The organism is Vibrio sp. Isolate24 (assembly GCF_022398215.1).
Classification (GTDB): domain Bacteria; phylum Pseudomonadota; class Gammaproteobacteria; order Enterobacterales; family Vibrionaceae; genus Vibrio; species Vibrio coralliilyticus_A.
Genome location: NZ_JAKEUU010000001.1, coordinates 1,763,457 through 1,783,612, shown reverse-complemented (window position 1 = coordinate 1,783,612; position 20,156 = coordinate 1,763,457). Strand labels below are relative to the sequence as shown.

The 20,156-nt window shown below is 45.7% G+C and carries 14 protein-coding genes; 10 read left to right on the top strand and 4 right to left on the bottom strand.

Going from position 1 to position 20,156, the window contains the following annotated elements:
• Positions 1-34: 34 nt before the first annotated feature.
• From gluQRS to sfsA, 3 genes are all read right to left on the bottom strand, one after another.
• A complete protein-coding gene (gene gluQRS, locus L1D23_RS07850; protein ID WP_239865419.1) occupies positions 35-925 on the bottom strand; it encodes a tRNA glutamyl-Q(34) synthetase GluQRS in 891 nt (296 codons plus the stop codon).
• Between the two features lie 70 nt (positions 926-995).
• Positions 996-1,442, bottom strand: coding sequence for an RNA polymerase-binding protein DksA (dksA, locus tag L1D23_RS07845; RefSeq protein WP_006958112.1), 447 nt, complete (start codon positions 1,440-1,442; stop codon positions 996-998).
• 139 nt (positions 1,443-1,581) lie between these two features.
• On the bottom strand, positions 1,582-2,295 hold the full coding sequence (sfsA, locus tag L1D23_RS07840; RefSeq protein ID WP_239865229.1) for a DNA/RNA nuclease SfsA: 714 nt from the start codon (positions 2,293-2,295) through the stop codon (positions 1,582-1,584).
• A gap of 54 nt (positions 2,296-2,349) precedes the next feature.
• On the opposite strand from sfsA, the gene hrpB reads away from it, so the two are divergent.
• From hrpB to L1D23_RS07790, 10 genes are all read left to right on the top strand, one after another.
• Positions 2,350-4,809, top strand: coding sequence for an ATP-dependent helicase HrpB (gene hrpB, locus L1D23_RS07835; RefSeq protein WP_239865227.1), 2,460 nt, complete (start codon positions 2,350-2,352; stop codon positions 4,807-4,809).
• On the top strand, positions 4,806-7,166 hold the full coding sequence (gene mrcB / locus L1D23_RS07830) for a penicillin-binding protein 1B (protein WP_239865225.1): 2,361 nt from the start codon (positions 4,806-4,808) through the stop codon (positions 7,164-7,166). The genes hrpB and mrcB overlap by 4 nt, the downstream gene beginning before the upstream one ends.
• 100 nt (positions 7,167-7,266) lie before the next feature.
• Positions 7,267-9,519, top strand: coding sequence for a patatin-like phospholipase family protein (locus tag L1D23_RS07825; RefSeq protein ID WP_239865416.1), 2,253 nt, complete (start codon positions 7,267-7,269; stop codon positions 9,517-9,519).
• A 298-nt stretch (positions 9,520-9,817) separates the two neighbouring features.
• Positions 9,818-12,406, top strand: coding sequence for a bifunctional aconitate hydratase 2/2-methylisocitrate dehydratase (gene acnB, locus L1D23_RS07820; protein WP_239865223.1), 2,589 nt, complete (start codon positions 9,818-9,820; stop codon positions 12,404-12,406).
• A gap of 105 nt (positions 12,407-12,511) precedes the next feature.
• A complete protein-coding gene (locus L1D23_RS07815) occupies positions 12,512-12,883 on the top strand; it encodes a YacL family protein (protein WP_239865220.1) in 372 nt (123 codons plus the stop codon).
• Between the two features lie 189 nt (positions 12,884-13,072).
• Positions 13,073-13,411 (top strand): P-II family nitrogen regulator, encoded by a 339-nt coding sequence (gene glnK, locus L1D23_RS07810; RefSeq protein WP_004742633.1) that lies wholly within the window; start codon positions 13,073-13,075, stop codon positions 13,409-13,411.
• A 26-nt stretch (positions 13,412-13,437) separates the two neighbouring features.
• A complete protein-coding gene (locus tag L1D23_RS07805) occupies positions 13,438-14,667 on the top strand; it encodes an ammonium transporter (protein WP_239865218.1) in 1,230 nt (409 codons plus the stop codon).
• Positions 14,668-14,821: 154 nt separating this feature from the next.
• Positions 14,822-15,835, top strand: coding sequence for a Fe(3+) ABC transporter substrate-binding protein (locus tag L1D23_RS07800; protein WP_239865216.1), 1,014 nt, complete (start codon positions 14,822-14,824; stop codon positions 15,833-15,835).
• 165 nt (positions 15,836-16,000) lie between these two features.
• Entirely contained in the window at positions 16,001-17,626 is a 1,626-nt protein-coding gene (locus tag L1D23_RS07795) for an iron ABC transporter permease (RefSeq protein ID WP_239865215.1), read from the top strand.
• Positions 17,626-18,657: an ABC transporter ATP-binding protein gene (locus tag L1D23_RS07790; protein ID WP_239865213.1), complete on the top strand. Its 1,032-nt coding sequence runs from the start codon at positions 17,626-17,628 to the stop codon at positions 18,655-18,657. Before L1D23_RS07795 ends, L1D23_RS07790 begins: the two co-directional genes overlap by 1 nt.
• A 48-nt stretch (positions 18,658-18,705) precedes the next feature.
• On the opposite strand, the gene L1D23_RS07785 is transcribed toward L1D23_RS07790, so the two are convergent.
• Positions 18,706-20,118, bottom strand: a complete 1,413-nt coding sequence (locus L1D23_RS07785) for a phosphoglucomutase/phosphomannomutase family protein (protein WP_239865212.1) — start codon at positions 20,116-20,118, stop codon at positions 18,706-18,708.
• Positions 20,119-20,156: the final 38 nt, after the last annotated feature.

Genomic DNA, 20,156 nt, shown 5'->3' with positions numbered 1-20,156 from the left:
TTGCCCTTGGGGCGAATTTGCGGCTAATAATAGCTTACAGTGAGCGGTTTGAGAATCTTGGTGTGAGCTCTGTTGATTCTGGTAGCTGGTCAATTCGCCAGTTTGAGACGCCCCACTCAATGATTTCTGCCACACTAGCCTGCGTGATTTCTTTATGTATATCAAAACCTAAAAAGTGCATTGCTTCGATAAGAGCTGGCCGAGGCTGGCTGTTGTCGATAGCTGGAGCATGGTTTTGCTTGGATAACTTATGACCATTCTCATCCAATGCCAGTGGCAGATGAAGGTAACGGACAGGTGTCTTACCTAACATCTTATACATACTGATTTGGCGGCCTGTCGGCTCAATCAGGTCTGCGCCGCGAACCACCTCTGTGATGCCTTGGTCAATATCATCCAATACTACTGCAAGGTTGTAAGCAAATAATCCATCCCGACGTTTTATAATAAAATCTTCATCTGCTAAGGGTTTAGGAATACTCAATTTACCGTGTTTTTGGTCATCAAAATCATAAACAGGATGTGTCATGGTTAAACGCACAGCACAATCTTTAGGATTGTTGAGGGCAAGGTGACGACACGCGCCATTATAAAAACCGCCCAGAGCTTTGATTTGCTTACGGGTGCATTGGCAATAATAGGCTTGCTGTGAGTCTAACCATTGCTCAATTTGGCCTTGATATAAGTCGTGGCGTTGACTTTGGAAGACGATTTCTTGGTCCCAGTGGAGTTGATAGGCTTCTAATGTCCGCAAGATCAAATCTGACGCACCGGGCATTTCTCTTGGTGGGTCAAGATCTTCTATTCGGACTAACCACTGTCCCTGTTGAGATTTTGCCTGAAAATAACTGCCCAAAGCGGCAACCAAAGAACCAAAATGCAATGGGCCAGAGGGAGAAGGGGCAAAACGGCCTATATAACTCATCATTTCCTGTCGTATCAAAATCAAAAAGGGAGCTTATGCTCCCTCTTACCTTAATGATTAAAAGCGCATGCTAGCCTTGCATCTGCTTTTCTTTGATTTCTGCCAGTGTCTTACAATCAATACACAGGTCAGCTGTCGGACGTGCCTCAAGGCGACGAATACCGATTTCAATGCCACAAGAGTCACAGAAGCCAAATTCATCTTCTTCGATCTTGTTAAGCGTTTTCTCAATCTTCTTGATTAGGCGACGCTCGCGATCACGGTTACGAAGCTCAAGGCTGAATTCTTCTTCTTGAGAAGCACGGTCAACTGGATCTGGGAAATTTGCCGCTTCATCCTGCATGTGGTGCACGGTGCGGTCAACTTCTTCCCTGAGCTGGTTGCGCCATGCGGTCAAAATTTTTGTGAAATGAGCCAGTTGCTCTGGTGACATGTACTCTTCACCAGCTTTTTCTGTGTATGGCTCAACCCCTGCAATGGCTAGGATGCCTAGCGCTTTTTTCTTCGATTCTGGCATGCAGCATCTCCTACTAACACCTAGTCAACTGCGCTCGCAGTTAGATTTTAAGGCGGGTATCTATAGCAAAAAGAACAATTTGAGGCAAACTCTAGAGAGTAAAGTTGTTGTCAATGTGAAGGTGACATCATTTTTTCTCTCAATAGGTGAAATTGATGCGCTCCACCAGTTTCATCTCAGTGTTTGAAAGTTCTGCTTTATAGCACAGAACTTCAACTCCTTGGTCTTGTGCGTTTTTCAACAATTGTGAATAATTTGCGTCTATATGGTGTGCCGGAGAGACTTTTTCAATCCCTGAATGTAAAACAGTGAATAAAAGTACCGCTCTGCTTCCATTTTGTGCCATTTCTGTGAGCTCTCTCAGATGCTTTTGACCACGTGTGGTCACCGCATCGGGAAAGTAGCCCTGCCCGTGCCGTTCTTCATCAAGCAACGTCACGCTTTTTACCTCTATATAGCACGTTGGCTGATGTTGTGACTTGAGCAAGATATCAATCCGACTATTTTCATTGCCGTATTTGACCTCTGTCTTTAACTGTTCATAGCCTTGCAGCTCACTAATGACACCTGATTCTATCGCTTCCACTGCTAATTGGTTGGCTCTTGCAGTATTAATGCATATACGGTGCCCAAGCGTTGTCTGTGTCAGTTCCCAGCTATTGGGGTATTTACGCTTCGGGTTGTCTGACGTTGAGTACCAAACGGTGTTGCCTACAGTAGCGCAGCCGGTCATCGCTCCGGTATTGGCACAATGAATAGTACGCTCGCTGCCGTCGGGTAGGGTAATGTCTGCCAAAAAGCGTTTGTAGCGTTTAATTAAGATGGCAGATTCAAGTTGGGGATCAAACTTCATTTGGGACTGGATTTATGTACAATATTCACATTATTACACCATAAGGTTTTTCCATTGTCACAGCTGCCTATCGAGAGCGTGATGCCTGAGTTGCTCTCGGCTGTACGCGACAGCACTCAAGTCATCCTTAAAGCGGCGCCCGGTGCCGGTAAATCGACATACTTTCCCTTACAACTACTACGCAATAATGTGGTCGAAGGCAAAATTATTATGCTTGAGCCTAGGCGACTAGCGGCGCGCAATATTGCCCGTTACTTAGCCCAGCAATTAGGAGAGAGTGTAGGTCAGCAGGTTGGCTATCGAGTTCGTGGAGAAACTAAAGTCAGCCCTGAGACAAAACTTGAGATCGTGACCGAGGGCATCATGACCCGAATGATTCAATCTGATCCAGAACTCAATGGTGTCTCTCTACTGATTTTTGATGAGTTTCATGAGCGCAGCATTCATGCTGATACCGCGCTCGCGTTTAGCTTGGAAATTCAAGAAGCCTTAAGAGAGGATCTTAAGTTAGTCGTTATGTCTGCGACATTGGATGAGCGAGCATTGGGCCGATTGATGCCGGAAGCGAGCTACATTGAGTCGCAAGGACGCAGTTTTCCGGTTGAGTACAGATACCACCCGTTACGTCCCAATGAGCGATTTGAAGATGCAATGGTCAAACATATCAGTATGTTGCTCCATTCAGAGTCAGGGTCGTTGTTGGCGTTTCTCCCCGGTGTGGCGGCAATCAAGCGCATTGAAGAGCGGCTGACTGCATTGCCAGATGAGGTAGAGGTGTGTCCTTTGTACGGGCAGTTGGGTTTCACTCAGCAGCAAGCTGCGATTCAGCCTGCAGCTTCAGGTAAGCGCAAAGTGGTGTTAGCGACGAATATTGCTGAAACTTCGCTGACCATTGAAGGTATTCGATTGGTGGTTGATGCAGGGTTGGAGCGAACCGCAAAGTTTGACATTAAAAGCGGTATTACTAGGCTTGAGCAAGTTCGGATAGCACAGTCGTCTGCGGAACAGCGGGCTGGACGTGCAGGGCGAGTTGAGCCTGGTATTTGTTTACGCTTATACAGTGAAGGTCAGTTAAATCAGCAGCCTGAAGTACCTCAAGCCGAAATCTTGTACTCTGACCTTGCCGCTTTAAGTCTTGAACTTGCTCAGTGGGGAACGGTAGATTCGGCTGAACTAAACTGGCTCGATGAACCGCCTGTGAGCGGTTTGAGCCAATCTCGTTCTCTTTTACACAAGCTGGGATTATTGGATACCAATCATAAGTTAACGGAACGAGGTCGGTTAGCGAGCGAGCTTAGTGTTGAGCCACGCATCGCAGCTATGCTGACGCATTCAGCACAGCAAGATTGGGCTAATACTGCGGCGGCTGTTGCCGCTTTATTAGAAGAGCCTGAGCGTCATATTTTGGACTTTCTGCAGAGCATTGACCGCCTGAAGCGCGGCCAGCACAGCAAGCAAAAAATGGTTTTCCAACGGGCGCAAACATTGGCGCGCAAGTTGTCTGTCAACTTTTCTCTGGCGTCTGTTGATGAGGCTTTGGTTACGGCAGCTCTGGCTATCGCATTCCCTGACCGTATTGGGCAATTAAGAACTGGGCAGGCAGGTAAATTTCTTTTGGCTAATGGTCACGGGGCTGAAATGGCGGATGATGAACGATTGTCCAGCTCGGAATACATAGTCGCGATTGAGCTCATGCGCAGTCACTCTGAGGCTTCCAAAGTATTCTCTGCAGTAGAGTTGGATTTATTGGCTGTCGAATCGTGGCTTTCTTCCCTGATTGATGACAAAGAGAATGTAGATTGGGATGAAAATAAAGGTCGACTGATTGCTGAGCAACATAGAACAATTGGTCGCTTGGTCATTAGTCGTCGCTCACTTCCAGAGCCAGATAAGCAAAAAATGACTCAAGCTTTACTCAACTATGTCCGCCGCAAAGGACTCGATGCATTAAACTGGTCGGAAAAAAGTAAAGAAACCCTCGAACGCATTAGATGTGCGGCAGAGTGGTTGCCAGAGCAGCAATGGCCGGGAGTGTCGGACGTTGAGTTACTGGATAATTTAGAGCAGTGGCTGGAGCCTTATCTTGTAGGAGTGACCTCACTGAAAGCATTAGCAAAAGTGGACTTGGAGCCGGCATTACAGGCTTATATCGCTTGGCCACTCAATCAAGAAATTGAACAATGGTTACCGACACACTATGTTGTGCCCACTGGGTCAAAAAAGAAGATACGCTATCAACAAGGCCAAGAGCCGGTACTTTCTGTTCGCATGCAGGAAATGTTTGGTGAGCAAACGTCGCCTCATATTGCTGATGGCCGAAAAACACTGGTTATGGAGCTGCTTTCTCCTGCGCAAAGGCCACTGCAAGTGACACGCGATTTAGCCAGTTTCTGGGCTGGGGCTTACAAAGAGGTGCAAAAAGAAATGAAAGGGCGTTATCCCAAGCATGTGTGGCCTGATGACCCAGCTAATCATGTGGCAACGACCAAAACTAAGCGACAAATGAACTCATGACCAAGAAAAAAACTACTACGAGCAGTAAAGCGAAAACAACCAAGAGACCAACTCGAAAGCGGGCTCAAACTCAACGTAAATCGTCCTCCAAAGGCCCACACCGCTGGTTGAAGACGCTATGGAGTGTGAGTTGGAAGTTAAGCTTGGCTGGTTTTGCTGTGCTTTTGTTTGTTGGGATTTACCTCGATAGTGTGGTCAAGCAACGCTTTGAAGGTCAGTTATTTGATCTCCCAACGGTCGTGTATGCGCGCATTCTTAACCTTTCTCCTGGCGATTCAATATCCATTCAAGAAGTGCGTAATGAGTTAGACGTGCTCAATTACCGCAAAGTGCAGCAGCCGCGTTACCCTGGTGAGTACTCTTCCTCATCGACTAAGATTGAGCTGATTCGTCGCCCATTTGAGTTTACTGATGGGCCAGAGCCTGACCGTCATGTAATGCTGCATTTTGACCGTTCAGAACTGACGCGAATTCAGTCGCTTGAATCATCAGGCGATCTTGGTTATCTGCGCATTGAACCTAAAATGTTGGGCATGTTGGAAAAAAATCATGATGAGCAGCGCTTATTTTTGCGGCGAGATCAGTTCCCAGAGGTGATGGTTGATGCACTACTAGTAACCGAAGACAGAGATTTTTACCAGCATGATGGCGTATCACCTTTCGCTATTGCTCGGGCGTTAGTCGCCAATATCAAAGCTGGTCGCACCGTACAAGGCGGTAGTACGCTGACCCAGCAGTTAGCCAAGAACATTTTTCTTTCCAGTGACCGCACTTTGTGGCGTAAGATCCGTGAAGCTTACATCGCGTTGATCATTGATTATCGTTATAGCAAAGATCGCATCCTCGAAGGTTATCTTAATGAAGTGTATCTAGGTCAAAGTCGAGGTGAGGCTATTCACGGTTTTGGCTTAGCGTCGCGTTTGTATTTTGGGCAGCCGATTCAAGAGCTGAGAATCGATCAATTGGCCTTATTGGTTGGGATGGTTAAAGGTCCGTCCTATTACAATCCCATTCGCTTTCCTGAGCGTGCAAAAGAGCGCCGTGATTTAGTGTTGCGTTTAATGATGCAGCAGGGAATGTTGAGTGCTAACCAATTTGATATGGCAGCCAGCCAGCCGCTCGATATTCAAGACAATCCACGTATCGCCAGCCGTCAGCCTGCTTATTTCCAGCAACTGAAAATTGAGCTGAAAGAAAAAGTCGGTGATGCATTTCAGGCTGATATGGGGTTGAGGGTGTTTACTTCTCTCGATCCGGTTTCTCAACAAGAGCTGGAACAAGCGATTGCGAAGAAAATTCCTCAACTGAGTAAGGTAGCAGGGAAGTCTTTGGAAGGAGCGGCTATAGCCGTGGATCGACATACTGGAGAAATCCGCGCCATGGTAGGGGGAAAGAAGACCGGCTATGACGGTTTTAACCGCGCACTCAATGCCAGTCGGCAAATCGGTTCATTGGCGAAACCTGCGGTTTACCTAACGGCACTCGAACAACCTGATAAATACAACTTGGCGACCACTTTGCATGATAAACCTCTCAGCCTTAAAGGATCGAAGGGCAGCGTTTGGTCACCTCGTAATTACGATCGTAAGTTCCGGGGTGATGTACCTTTGTACATTGCATTGGCAAAGTCTCTCAATGTGCCGACGGTAGAGCTTGGGATGAAATTGGGAATCCCTAATGTAGTCAACACCTTGGAAAAGCTGGGGGTGGACCGTAATGAGATCCGTCCGGTACCATCCATGTTTCTTGGTTCATTTACTTTAACGCCGTTTCAAGTCGCGCAGATGTATCAAACGTTAACGAACTCGGGTAAAAAAGCCCCACTCTCTGCACTGCGTTCAGTCGTTGATTTGGAAGGTAATGTTTTGTATCAGTCTTTGCCTCGTATGTCGCAAACTATTGACCAACAAGCGGCATGGTTGACGACGTATGCCATGAAGCGTGGTGTGCTTGAGGGAACAGGCCGTTATCTCAACAGCCAGTTTGGCTGGGCGGCTCTGGCTGGGAAAACCGGTACCAGTAACGATACTCGAGACAGTTGGTTTGTTGGCGTAGATGGCCGGGAAGTGACAACCATTTGGTTAGGTCGTGACGATAATAAACCGACAAAGCTGACAGGCTCTAGTGGTGCGCTACGAGTTTATGCAGAATATCTCAATCACCGCATACCAGAAAAACTGACGCTACCTTGGCCAAAAGGGATCAGTACACTTGGCTTTGCTTCCACAGAGCAGGGGAGCTTACAACTGGATTGCGATAACTCGTTTAAGTTGCCCGTTTGGGATGCTAACGGTGTGCTTAAACAGCAGTGTGACAATCAACCCACACAATGGATAAAAAAAATATTCAGTTGGTAAATCGTTGGGCGTATCTATTGCTCGATTCGGTGTATGAGAATGAGAAGGGAACTCTAGAGTGAGAAAACTAGTTTGGCTTCTAATCACGAATATAGTTGTGATGCCACAAGTCGCCTTTTCTGAGACGAAAAGAAAGCCAGAACCTGTAGAGCGCCCCAAAATTGCGGTGGTTCTGGCTGGTGGTGGCGCGAAAGGCGCTGCCCATATCGGTGTTTTGAAGGCGCTTGAAGAGTTGAGAATTCCCGTCGACTTTATTACCGGTACCAGTATGGGAGCCTATGTTGGCGGTTTGTACTCGACAGGTATGAGTGCCGATGAAATTGAAGCTCTGATTGAAACGGTGGATTGGAATAGTGGTTACCGCGACCGTGTTGACCGAAGTGAACGTCGCGTGCGTGATAAAGAGTATGAAGACAGATACCAGTTGACCACTGATTTGGGGCTGCGCTGGGGAGAAGTGCATGCTGCTCGTGGTATTGTTCAGGGGCAGGGCATGTTAAAAATCTTGCGTGAAACCTCTGGTAACCTCCCCCCATTTACCTCTTTTGATGATCTTGCCATTCCTTACCGTTCGGTGGCTACCGACATTATTGAACTGACACCTGTCGTGATCGATAGCGGATACTTGGTCGATGCCATGATGGCGAGTATGTCGGTGCCAGGGGCACTGCCTCCTTACGAGTTAAATGGTCAGCTATTGGTCGACGGTGGAGTGACGAATAACATGCCAGTCAACATTGCCCGTAAGCTGGGAGCAGATGTGGTGATTGCTGTTGATATTAGTACGGACTATAAAGGCGAAGATGATTTCACGACCCTATTCACCATAGCGGATCAGTTATCCAATTATTTGGTTCGAAGTACTACCAATCGTCAAGCTAAAACTCTCACTGATCAAGATGTCCTCCTTCAACCGGAAGTTGGGGGGATGGAAACAACAGAATTCAATAAAATGCCTGAGGCTTTCGAGAAGGGCTATCAGATTGCCATTGAGAATGAAGCATTACTGAAACGCTACAGTGTTTCGTCATCTCAGTATCAGGATTACATTGATAAGAAAGAAGATGCGAGACGTCGGTTACGTTATGGCGATGAAATCCAAGTCGAGCGAATCATCATCCACAATCACACTCACTACAGTGATGATGTGCTTAAAAAGCATCTTAACTTAAAAGTTGGTCAACGATATCGCACCTCTGATGTAGAACAAAGTATCCAAGACCTTTATGCCTTAGACCGTTTTGAATTGATCACCTATCGCTATGAAAAGGTGGATGATCAAGAGGCGTTAGTGGTCAACGTTCGAGAAAAATCTTGGGGTCCTAATTATGTCAATTTCCGCTTTTTCCTCGAAGATGATTTTGATACTGACAGTCAATATTCTATCGGGGTGTCGACTAATTTTACTGACCTCAATGAATACGGTGCAGAATTTACCCTCAATTTGGAAATGGGCACGGACAAACTGATTGAAGGTCAGCTCTATAGTCCGTTGTTCTCTAGCTCAGATCTCTTTACGACGTTGGGAGTTACATTCAGTAATGAGAAGGTTAATGTACCTTTTGACGGAGTGGAAGAACCCTCATTGAAAGCGACTCAGGACTTTCTCCCGGTATCGTTTACTGAATGGGAGTCGGAGTGGGCGATTGGCTATCAAGATACTTTATGGCGCCGATTTAAAGTGGGAGTCAGGTATACGGATGGGTCAGGTGAGCTAGCTTCGGTCCCCTCATTGGGAGATGTCTCATTTAGAAGATTGGGAGCCTTTGCTAATTATCGTCTCGATACATTGGATAACTTCAGCTTGCCAAGTCGAGGGCTGTATCTCAACTTAGATTATTTAGTGTCCCATGATGAGAGTGTTGGTAGCTCCGGTAGTGTGTTTGATGGTCATGACGAAGACACGGCTTATGAGTACGGCGCTAAGATCATTTATGCTAACAGTTTTTCACGACATACTTTGGTCGCAAATCTTGATATGGGGGTTGTTGAGAGCAAAAACTCGTCATTGATTATTGACCCTAAGGAACTTGGCGGCTTCCTTAATTTGTCGGGTATCCCACGTAATAGTTTGATTGGTCAAAATAAAGCGTTTGGCAGCTTGGTATACCGTTATCGTTGGTTTGATAATGATTTCGGCTTGTTCTCATCACCATTCTATCTCGGTGCGTCTTTTGAGTATGGCGGAGTGTGGTCAGATCCAAGTATCAAGCTGGATGACGCCCCTTTATACGCGGCAGGTTCCGTATTTGCTGGGATTGATTCTCCCGTTGGGCCTATCATGCTTGGTTATGGTCGAACCGAGCAAAACTATGATTCAGTTTACCTGATCATAGGAACAAGTTTTAAATAGTTATGCAATGATTGATTTGGTCGATTATGCGTTCTCGTCACATGAGATTGACGAAATTAAGCGAAGAAAATCATAGAACTTTAGTCTTAAGTTGCTATGTTGGTCAAAATGATGAGATTTTAATTTATCGTTAAATTTGCTATTCTACCGCCCACAGTTTGGCCTCTTTGGCACTGTTTCTCACTCAAAATGAATGAAAAATATGGCAAAAAGGAGAGCCAAGTTTCCAAGGATGTTCACTTCGTTACGTTGAATAATAGTAATAATAACGAAGGAACCGCAATGAGAGGAAAAAGTCGTGCTTGAAGCCTACCGTAAACACGTCGAAGAGCGTGCTGCTGAAGGAGTTGTTCCTAAACCACTAGACGCTGAGCAAGTTGCTGGTCTTGTCGAACTTCTGAAAAATCCCCCTCAAGGTGAAGAAGATTTTATTCTTGACCTGTTAGAAAATCGTATCCCTCCTGGTGTTGATGAAGCTGCCTATGTTAAAGCAGGTTTTCTGACGGCAATTACCAAAGGTGAAGTGGAATCACCACTTGTTAGCCGTGAAAAAGCAGCTGAGCTGTTGGGTACGATGCAAGGTGGCTACAATATCGCGCCACTTGTTGACCTTCTTGATGATGACGCTTTGGCACCCATTGCAGTAAAAGCGCTATCTCACACGCTACTGATGTTCGATGCTTTCTATGACGTAGAAGAGAAAGCCAAAGCAGGTAACTCATACGCACAGCAAGTACTTCAGTCATGGGCTGATGCTGAGTGGTTTACCTCAAAAGAAAAAGTGGCTGAAAAAATCACAGTTAAAGTCTTTAAAGTGACCGGTGAAACCAATACCGATGACTTATCTCCAGCGCCTGATGCTTGGTCACGTCCAGATATTCCAGTGCATGCGAAAGCGATGCTTAAAATGGAGCGTGAAGGGATTAACCCAGATCAGCCGGGTAGTGTCGGTCCAATCAAACAAATTGAAGAACTGCAAAAAGATGGTATCCCTTTAGCGTATGTGGGTGATGTCGTTGGTACAGGCTCTTCACGTAAGTCAGCGACCAACTCAGTGCTATGGTTCATGGGAGAGGATATCCCTTACGTACCGAATAAACGCACTGGAGGCATTTGTCTAGGTGGTAAAATCGCGCCAATCTTCTACAACACAATGGAAGATTCCGGAGCTCTACCTATCGAGTTGAACGTTCAAGACATGCACATGGGAGATGTGATTGACATCTACCCATATGAAGGTGTTGTGCGTAAAGATGGTGCAGAAATTTCAAACTTTGAACTGAGCAAAGTGCTTCTTGATGAAGTACGTGCTGGTGGTCGTATTCCATTGATCATTGGTCGTGGTTTGACAAGCCGTGCTCGTACTTCTCTTGGTCTAGAAGAAACCGATTTGTTTGCTAAGCCTGTTGATCCAACGGCTTCAGACAAGGGCTACACACTCGCTCAGAAGATGGTTGGTAAAGCTTGTGGTGTTGAAGGCGTTCGTGCTGGTCAATATTGTGAGCCTAAGATGACAACAGTAGGTTCTCAGGATACAACGGGCCCTATGACGCGTGATGAGCTAAAAGACCTAGCATGTCTTGGCTTCTCTGCTGATCTTGTGATGCAGTCTTTCTGTCATACTTCTGCTTATCCAAAACCAGTCGACGTAAACACACACCATACGCTACCTGATTTCATCATGAACCGTGGTGGTGTCTCACTTCGCCCAGGTGACGGTATTATCCACTCTTGGCTAAACCGTATGCTATTGCCTGATACGGTCGGGACAGGCGGTGACTCACATACTCGTTTCCCGTTGGGTATTTCGTTCCCGGCAGGTTCAGGTCTAGTCGCATTCGCAGCGGCAACGGGTGTTATGCCATTGGATATGCCTGAATCTATTTTGGTGCGTTTTAAAGGTGAGATGCAACCAGGTATCACACTACGTGATTTGGTTCATGCAATCCCTTACTACGCGATTCAGCAAGGTCTATTGACGGTAGAAAAAGCCGGTAAAATCAATGAATTCTCAGGCCGTATCCTAGAGATTGAAGGCCTAGAAACTCTGACAGTGGAGCAAGCATTTGAATTGTCTGATGCTTCTGCTGAGCGTTCTGCGGCCGGTTGTACGGTTAAACTGTCGCAGGAGTCAATCGAAGAGTACCTAAACTCGAATATCACCATGCTGAAGTGGATGATTTCGGAAGGTTATGGCGACCGCCGTACGATCGAGCGTCGTATTTCAGCGATGGAAGAGTGGCTAGCGAATCCTGAATTGATGGAAGCGGATAAAGATGCTGAATACGCACATGTGATTGAAATCGACATGGCTGAAATCAGCGAACCAATCTTATGTGCACCAAACGACCCTGATGATGCTCGCCTTCTATCAGAAGTGCAGGGCACTAACATTGACGAAGTGTTCATTGGTTCTTGTATGACCAACATAGGCCACTTCCGTGCTGCAGGTAAGTTGCTAGAGCAATATGGTGGCCAATTAGATACTCGTTTATGGGTTGCTCCACCGACTAAGATGGATCGCGATCAGCTCACTGAAGAAGGTTACTACGGTATTTATGGTCGCGCCGGGGTGCGTATCGAAACCCCAGGCTGTTCATTGTGTATGGGTAACCAAGCTCGTGTCGCTGACAAAGCGACAGTAATGTCGACATCAACGCGTAACTTCCCGAACCGTTTAGGTACGGGAGCTAATGTTTTTCTAGCTTCCGCTGAACTTTCAGCAGTCGGTGCAATTCTAGGTAAGATTCCAACCAAAGAAGAGTACTTAGAATATGCCAAGCAGATTGATGCGACAGCGGCTGATACCTATCGCTACTTGAACTTCCATAAGATGGATCAGTATACCAAGAAAGCAGATTCGGTGATTTTCCAAGAACCAGCTTAAGCTTTCTAAAAGCGAACGATAAAGCGTCTGCCTCGGCAGGCGCTTTTTTTGTGCTTTTCATACACACTCTATATACTCTGCGCTCGGTTTTTATGAGGCAGCACGATGGAATTTGAATTTATCCGAAATACATTGATGGGTGAGTACTATGTAAAGTCGAGTATGGGCCATGAAATTGTGGGTCGATGGCTGCAAGAAGAAATAGGTAAGGATTGGCAAAAAATAGCGCAGGTAGAGTCTTTGCTCACGTCTGTCCATCAATCTCCGCTCAAAGAACACGCTATGGTGGGCACTGAAATCTCTATCTTGATTCAAGGGGATGAAGTTACTGTGCAAGAAAATGTATTAGCACACGGCGATGTAATGGAAGAGGGCAGTGAACTTAATTTTTATAACAGTGAGAGTACGGCCAGTTGTGGCTTAGATGACTTTGAGCTGTTAATTGATCAATGGAAAGAGTTTCTGACCACCAAATAGATCTGCACTGAAATAGTGAAGAATTGAATATCTGCTTCATAATTGTGATAGGGGCGCACCATAACGGTGCGCCCTTTTGCGTTTTTCATTAAGAGAAAGTAATAAATTATTATTTATCAATGATTTAATAAATTGGCACGTACCTTGGATTAATAAAGTAAAAAGGATGACTGCTTCAGAGAGGATGCGATGAAACTAATTAATGCGATTATCAAACCATTCAAATTAGATGATGTTCGAGAGGCTTTGGCCGATGTGGGTATCGAAGGGATGACGGTATCAGAGGTAAAGGGTTTTGGACGTCAGAAAGGTCATACAGAGCTTTATCGTGGTGCAGAATATCAGGTGGACTTTTTGCCTAAAGTGAAGCTCGAAATCGCGACACAGGCAGAAAATGTCGACCGCGTGATTGAAGCGGTATCGAAGGCTGCACATACCGGAAAAATCGGTGACGGAAAAATCTTTGTCTATGACCTGAGTCAGGCAGTGCGAATCCGCACTGGTGAAATGGACGCTGAAGCACTTTAAGAATTCAAAGGACTGGAGACACAACAATGGAATTAACAACGACAGTAACGGAGTTACGTTACGCACTCGACACTTTTTTCTTCCTCATTTCAGGTGCGTTAGTCATGTGGATGGCAGCAGGGTTTGCCATGCTTGAAGCGGGTTTAGTTCGCTCCAAAAATACAACTGAGATTTTAACTAAGAACGTTTGTCTTTATGCGATTGCCTGTACCATGTACTTGGTAGTCGGCTACAACATTATGTATGTTGATAACGGTGAAGGCGGTTGGTTACCTTCATTTGGTGCACTCATCGGTACTCAAGGCGAAGGTGCAGATCACTCGCTAGAGTCAGACTTCTTCTTCCAGGTAGTGTTTGTCGCAACAGCCATGTCAGTTGTGTCAGGTGCCGTTGCTGAACGTATGAAGTTATGGTCTTTCCTTATCTTCTCGGCAGTGTTAACAGCATTTATCTACCCAATGGAAGGTTACTGGACTTGGGGTGGTGGTTTCCTATCAGAGGCGGGCTTTAGTGACTTCGCAGGCTCAGGCATCGTTCATATGGCAGGTGCTGCTGCTGCGCTAGCCGGTGTTCTACTTCTAGGTGCCCGTAAAGGTAAATACGGTAAGAATGGTGAAATCTATCCAATTCCAGGCTCGAACATGCCTCTAGCGACATTGGGTACCTTTATCCTTTGGTTTGGCTGGTTTGGTTTTAACGGTGGTTCTCAGTTGATGGTCTCTGACTTTGAGAATGCAACGGCAGTAGGTCAAATCTTCCTCAACACAAATGCAGCAGCAGCGGCTGGTGCGATTGCAGCCCTTCTTGTGTGTAAAACTACGTGGGGTAAAGCTGATCTCACAATGATTCTTAACGGTGCTTTAGCAGGTTTGGTTGCCATTACTGCCGATCCTCTGTCGCCATCACCAATCTATGCAGTAGCCATTGGTGCTGTATCAGGTGCTCTAGTCGTGTTTAGCATCATTGCTCTTGATAAGCTTAAGATTGATGATCCAGTGGGTGCGATCTCTGTTCACGGAGTGTGTGGCTTCTTCGGCTTGATGGTGGTGCCTCTAAGCAATGGTGATGCAACGTTTGGGGCTCAACTATTAGGTGCGGCGGTTATCTTTGCTTGGGTGTTCTTTGCTAGCCTTGTGGTTTGGGCGGTATTGAAGGCAACGATCGGAATCCGAGTATCTGAAGATGAAGAGTTAGAAGGGATGGATATGCACGACTGTGGGGTAGGTGCCTACCCAGAATTTGTGACTGTGAAGTAAGTCAGAATAAGACATAAACTGTTACAAATAAAATACTCAAAAACCTGCTCTAAGAGGCAGGTTTTTTTGTTTTGCATCATTGTTTTCTAAATCATCATGAATATAATAACGCAACTGATAAACGTTATCATTACGAAGTTAAAGGACTGAACCAATGAAAAAACTGCTAACTCTTTCGGCTCTAGCGTGTGCGACATTAGCACCGACAGCGATGGCTGCAGAAGAAGTGAACGTGTACTCTTACCGTCAACCATTCCTAGTTGAGCCTATGTTCAACGAGTTCACTAAAGAAACAGGCATCAAAGTTAACGTTAAGTTCGCAAAGAAAGGTCTAGCAGAGAAGCTAGCTCAAGAGGGTGAATACAGCCCTGCTGATGTGATCCTGACTGTGGACATCAGCCGTCTTGCTGAGTTAACTAAGCAAGGCTTGGTTCAGTCTGTAGAAAGCGACGTTCTTGAGAAGAATATCCCAGCTCAATACCAAGATACTGACAATGAGTGGTTTGCTCTAACTACTCGTACTCGTAGTGTTTACTCTTCACGTGACCGTGTTGGTAAGCTAGGTGATGATTTCACGTATGCTGATCTTGCTAAGCCTGAGTTCAAAGGCAAAATTTGTACTCGTAGTGGTAAGCACCCTTACAACGTTTCTCTAGTCTCTTCTATGATTGCTCATAAAGGCGAAGCGGAAACTAAAGAGTGGCTAGAAGGCGTTAAAGCTAACCTAGCGCGTAAGCCTCAAGGTAACGATCGTGCACAGGTGAAAGCGATCAAAGAAGGTCTATGTGACGTTTCTCTGGGCAACAGCTACTACCTAGGTAAGATGGTTAACGATAAAGAGCAAAAAGCATGGGCTGATGCGGTTTACATTAACTTCCCTAACCAGAACACAACTGGTACTCACGTAAACATCTCTGGTATGGCAATGGCTAAGTACTCTCCAAACAAAGAGAATGCGCTTAAGCTGATGGAATTCCTAGCGGGAGATACAGCACAAGGTATGTACGCTGAAGTTAACTACGAATACCCAGTAAAAGCCGATGTGAAACCTTCAGAGCTGGTTGCTTCTTGGGGTGAGTTTAAAGCGGATACGATTTCTCTGGATGAAATTGCTGAGCACCATGCCGCTGCAATCAAGCTGCTTGATGAAGTCAAGTTTGACCTGTAATCATTAACGCTTCATATCATTCTAGACGGCCTCAAGTCGCTCTTTTACAAGGGTCGCTTGAGGTTGTTTGTTTATAAGGGTATAACTGACCCTTAAGCGTATTAAAGGTATATGAGATGTATTAGCAAATGCATTCGAGTTATATATACCGATGATTATTAAGCAATGAAAGAAAATAATTATTTATGGAAAACCAGTAGTGGGACGCTAGCTCTGCTACTGGTTTTGCCGATCTTAGCGATATTCTTTACCGCGATTGGCGAAACAGATGAGCTGTTTTCTCATCTGATGTCAACCGTGATGCCAACCTATACATTCAATACCGTGGTATTAGCGTTGGGGACGATGGCTCTGTCCCTCGTATTTGGTATTCCTTCCGCGTGGATTATGGCGATGTGTCGCTTGCCCAGTGAACGTATTTTACAATGGGCGTTGGTGTTACCTTTAGCCATGCCAGCTTATATTGTGGGTTATATCTTTACCGATTGGCTCGACTTTGCTGGGCCCGTGCAAATCTTACTTCGTGACCTCACTGGTTGGGGGCCGGGAGATTATTGGTTTCCTGATATAAGAACACTGACGGGGGCGATTATTGTTCTCGCTCTGGTTCTGTATCCCTATGTTTATTTACTTTGCCGCGCGGCTTTTATGGAGCAAAACGTTTCCTTGCTGCAATCAGCACGCCTGCTGAAATGCTCGCCATGGGAAAGCTTTCGTCGTATTTCACTGCCGCTGGCTCGTCCTTCAATGGCGGTTGGCTTATCGCTAGTGGCCATGGAAACCATTGGTGACTTTGGAACGGTGAGTTACTTTGCCGTTAACACTCTAACAACTGCGGTTTACGATACTTGGCTTGGGTATTCTAGCTTGACAGCGGCAGCGAAAATTTCTGCCATCATGTTGGTGTTTGTCATCTTATTGCTCAGCACAGAGCGTTACAGTCGCCGTAAACAAAAACTGTTTCAGAATCAGTTTAGTAGCAGAGAAGATTTTCGTTACGAGCTAAGCGGCTGGAAAAAATGGCTAGCACTCACTTGGTGTTGGGGTATCGTTGCCATTGCCTTTCTTCTGCCTCTGTTACAACTGTCTATCTATGCCTATAAGTATTTTGCTCAGAGCTGGACACCTGAATTTCGCGAGTACGCATTAAACAGTCTTTATGTTTCTTTAAGTGCAGCTTTTATTGGTGTGGTGGTCGCGCTTATTGTTAATTTTTATAGTCGCTTGTCTAACAACCGCCAGAGCGTGGCGTTTATGCGTTTATCATCAATGGGGTATGCCGTGCCGGGTACTGTACTGGCCATTGGTGTTATGGTCTCTGTGTTATTGATGGATCACTTCGTCAATGATATTGCCAAATATATGCAGTGGGGCCGGCCAGGGCTGATATTTTCTGGATCTATGTTTGCTCTTATTTTTGCTTTAGTGGTTCGATTCTCTGCGGTAGCGATCGGCAGTATTGAAAGTAGCTTGAATAAAGTGTCTCCATCGTTGGATATGGCTTCTCGTACCATGGGGTGTAACTCCAATCAAATGCTATGGCGTGTGCATTTTCCATTAATTCGTCGCGGTGCTTTGATTGCTGGGCTCCTTGTGTTTATTGAGTCGATGAAAGAGCTGAATGCTGCGCTACTCTTAAGGCCTTTTAACTTCGAAACATTAGCTACTTACGTTTATAATTTTGCCTCTGATGAGCAGCTGGAATTAGCGGCGTTACCTGCTGTCCTGCTGGTTTTAGTTGGCTTGATCCCCCTTGTTATGGTTAACCGTTCACTGGAGCATACACACTGATGAGCTGTGCATTATCGATCAATAACTTAACTTGTAAGTACGATGAGCAGACGACTGTACTTGAATCCTTATCGTTGAATGTAGAGCATGGGGAAATTGTGTGCCTTTTAGGGGCAAGTGGCTGTGGTAAAACGACTTTGCTTAAAGCCATTGCTGGCTTATTACCACTCAGCTCGGGTTCCATGAGTTTGAATTGTCTGACCATTGATGATGGTGAGAATTGGTTGCCTCCAGAACAACGCAATATCGGTATGATCTTTCAGGATTACGCCTTGTTTCCTCACCTGACAGTTGAGGACAACGTGGCGTTTGGTCTTAAAGCGCTGACTAGCGAAGAGAGAAAAGCTAAAGTGGCGGAGATGCTGGAGTTGGTGCACTTGACTGGCTATGGCGAACGTTACCCGCATCAGTTATCTGGGGGGCAACAACAGCGTGTCGCGATAGCTCGTTCGTTGGCTTATAAGCCTGATTTACTTTTGCTGGATGAGCCCTTTTCCAATATTGATACTCAGGTTCGTCATGAGTTAATTAGAGAAATACGTAAAATCTTTAAGAATCAAGGTGTTACAGCAATTTTCGTCACACACAGCAGAGAAGAGGCGTTTGCTTTCGCCGATAAGATGGCGGTTATGAACCATGGTGTAATTGAACAATATGGCACTGCGAGTGAATTGTATTACCAACCATCAAGTAAATTTGTAGCCGACTTCTTAGGCGGCGGTAGCTATCTTATGGCCAAGCGTGTTTCGGAGTCTGAATTTGAGACCGACCTTGGGATAGTGGAAGCAAAAGCGCAGCAGGAAATTCAGTTGCAAGCGGAATGTGAGCTATTGTTGCGTCCACAGCATGTTCAAATCAGTGCCACAGAAGAAAGCAGTGTGACCGTTTTAGAGCAACAGTTCATGGGCGACCATTGTCGTTATGTGATTGATGCTAGCGGGAGTCGATTACTGGCTAGTTCGGCGGAACCTTTGTCGATAGGGCAGCCTGTCTCGGTCAAAGTAGAGACGCAAGGCGTTCTGGCTTTTTAAATAACAAAACACCCAGCAAATCGCTGGGTGTTTTGATCTCTAGGCTAGTTACAGTTGTAAGAATGTTTTGAACTGTTCAACGATGCCTTCTGCGGTCTCTTTGTCTTCCATTTCAGAAAAAATACGCAGTAAAGGCTCAGTGCCAGAGAAGCGAGCAATCACCCAACCACCATTTTTGAAGTAAACCTTAGCCCCATCATCATAGCTGACTCTCTCTATTTCAAACTTAAACTTCGGCAATTGCTTCTCGACGTAAATCTTGTTGTGTAGGTGCAGCTTTTGACCACTTTTGAAGCTGCAATCACCTTCGGCTGTATAGGCATAACCGTATTTAGTGTAGATTTCGTCTAAGAGCTCTGACAGTTTTTTGCCTGTGACTGAAATCATCTCAACCAGCAGACTGGAGGCGAAGACACCGTCTTTACCTTTAATGTGACCACGAATGGTTAGGCCGCCAGAGCTTTCTCCACCGATCAGTGAGTCATCGGCTTCCATTTGTGAGCTAATGTGTTTGAAGCCAACGGGGACTTCAAAGCTCTTCTCACCATGGTCTGCTGCTATTTTGTCGAGGATATGAGTGGTCGCAATGTTACGTACAACAGAACCTTTCCAACCTTTGTACTCCAGCAGGTAGTAGTAGAGCAAAATAAGCACTTCATTTGGATGAATGAAGTTGCCTTTTTCATCAATGATACCTAAGCGATCAGCGTCTCCGTCCGTACCAATACCAATGTCGTAACCTTCAGCGGCGACAAGGTGCTTGAGACGATACAGAGTCGCAGCATTCGGTGAAGGCATTAATCCGCCGAAATCAGGGTTCTTGCCGTCATTGATAACATCAACGTCACAGCGGCCATTGATCAGTACAGTTTGCAATGCGTTTTTCGCCACACCAAACATAGGATCGATCAACACGCGTAAATTGGCTTTTTTGATCGCTTCTATGTCGATAAAGTCGATGATTGAATCAACAAACTCGTTCATGGGATTGATCAATTGAATCAGTTTATCTTCAACTGCTTGATCAAACTCGACGGAGGCTACATGCGCTAGGCTTAAGTTTGCGATCTGCGATTCGATCTTTTCCGTGATGATTTCATCGGCGTCACGCCCCCCTTCAATAAACACTTTGACGCCATTGTAGTCGGCTGGGTTGTGAGAAGCGGTGATACATGCGGAATAAGCGCAGTTCATCTCTTTCGCTTTGAACATCACGATTGGGGTTGGAACAAACTTGTCGATAAAGCTGACGGTGATGCCATTGGCTGCGAGAACTTCCGCGAACCAGCGCCCGGCTTTGTCTGAAAGGAATCGGCGATCGTAGCCAATCACAAAACCGCGCTCGGCAACTTGTTCATGGTTAATGATGTTCGCCACGGCTTGAGCAACTAAGCGTACATTGTCTTTAGTGAATTCTTCACCGATAAAAGCACGCCAGCCGCCAGTACCAAACTTGATCATATCTATAATCCTTTATTTATCGCGAAGAGCCTCTGTGA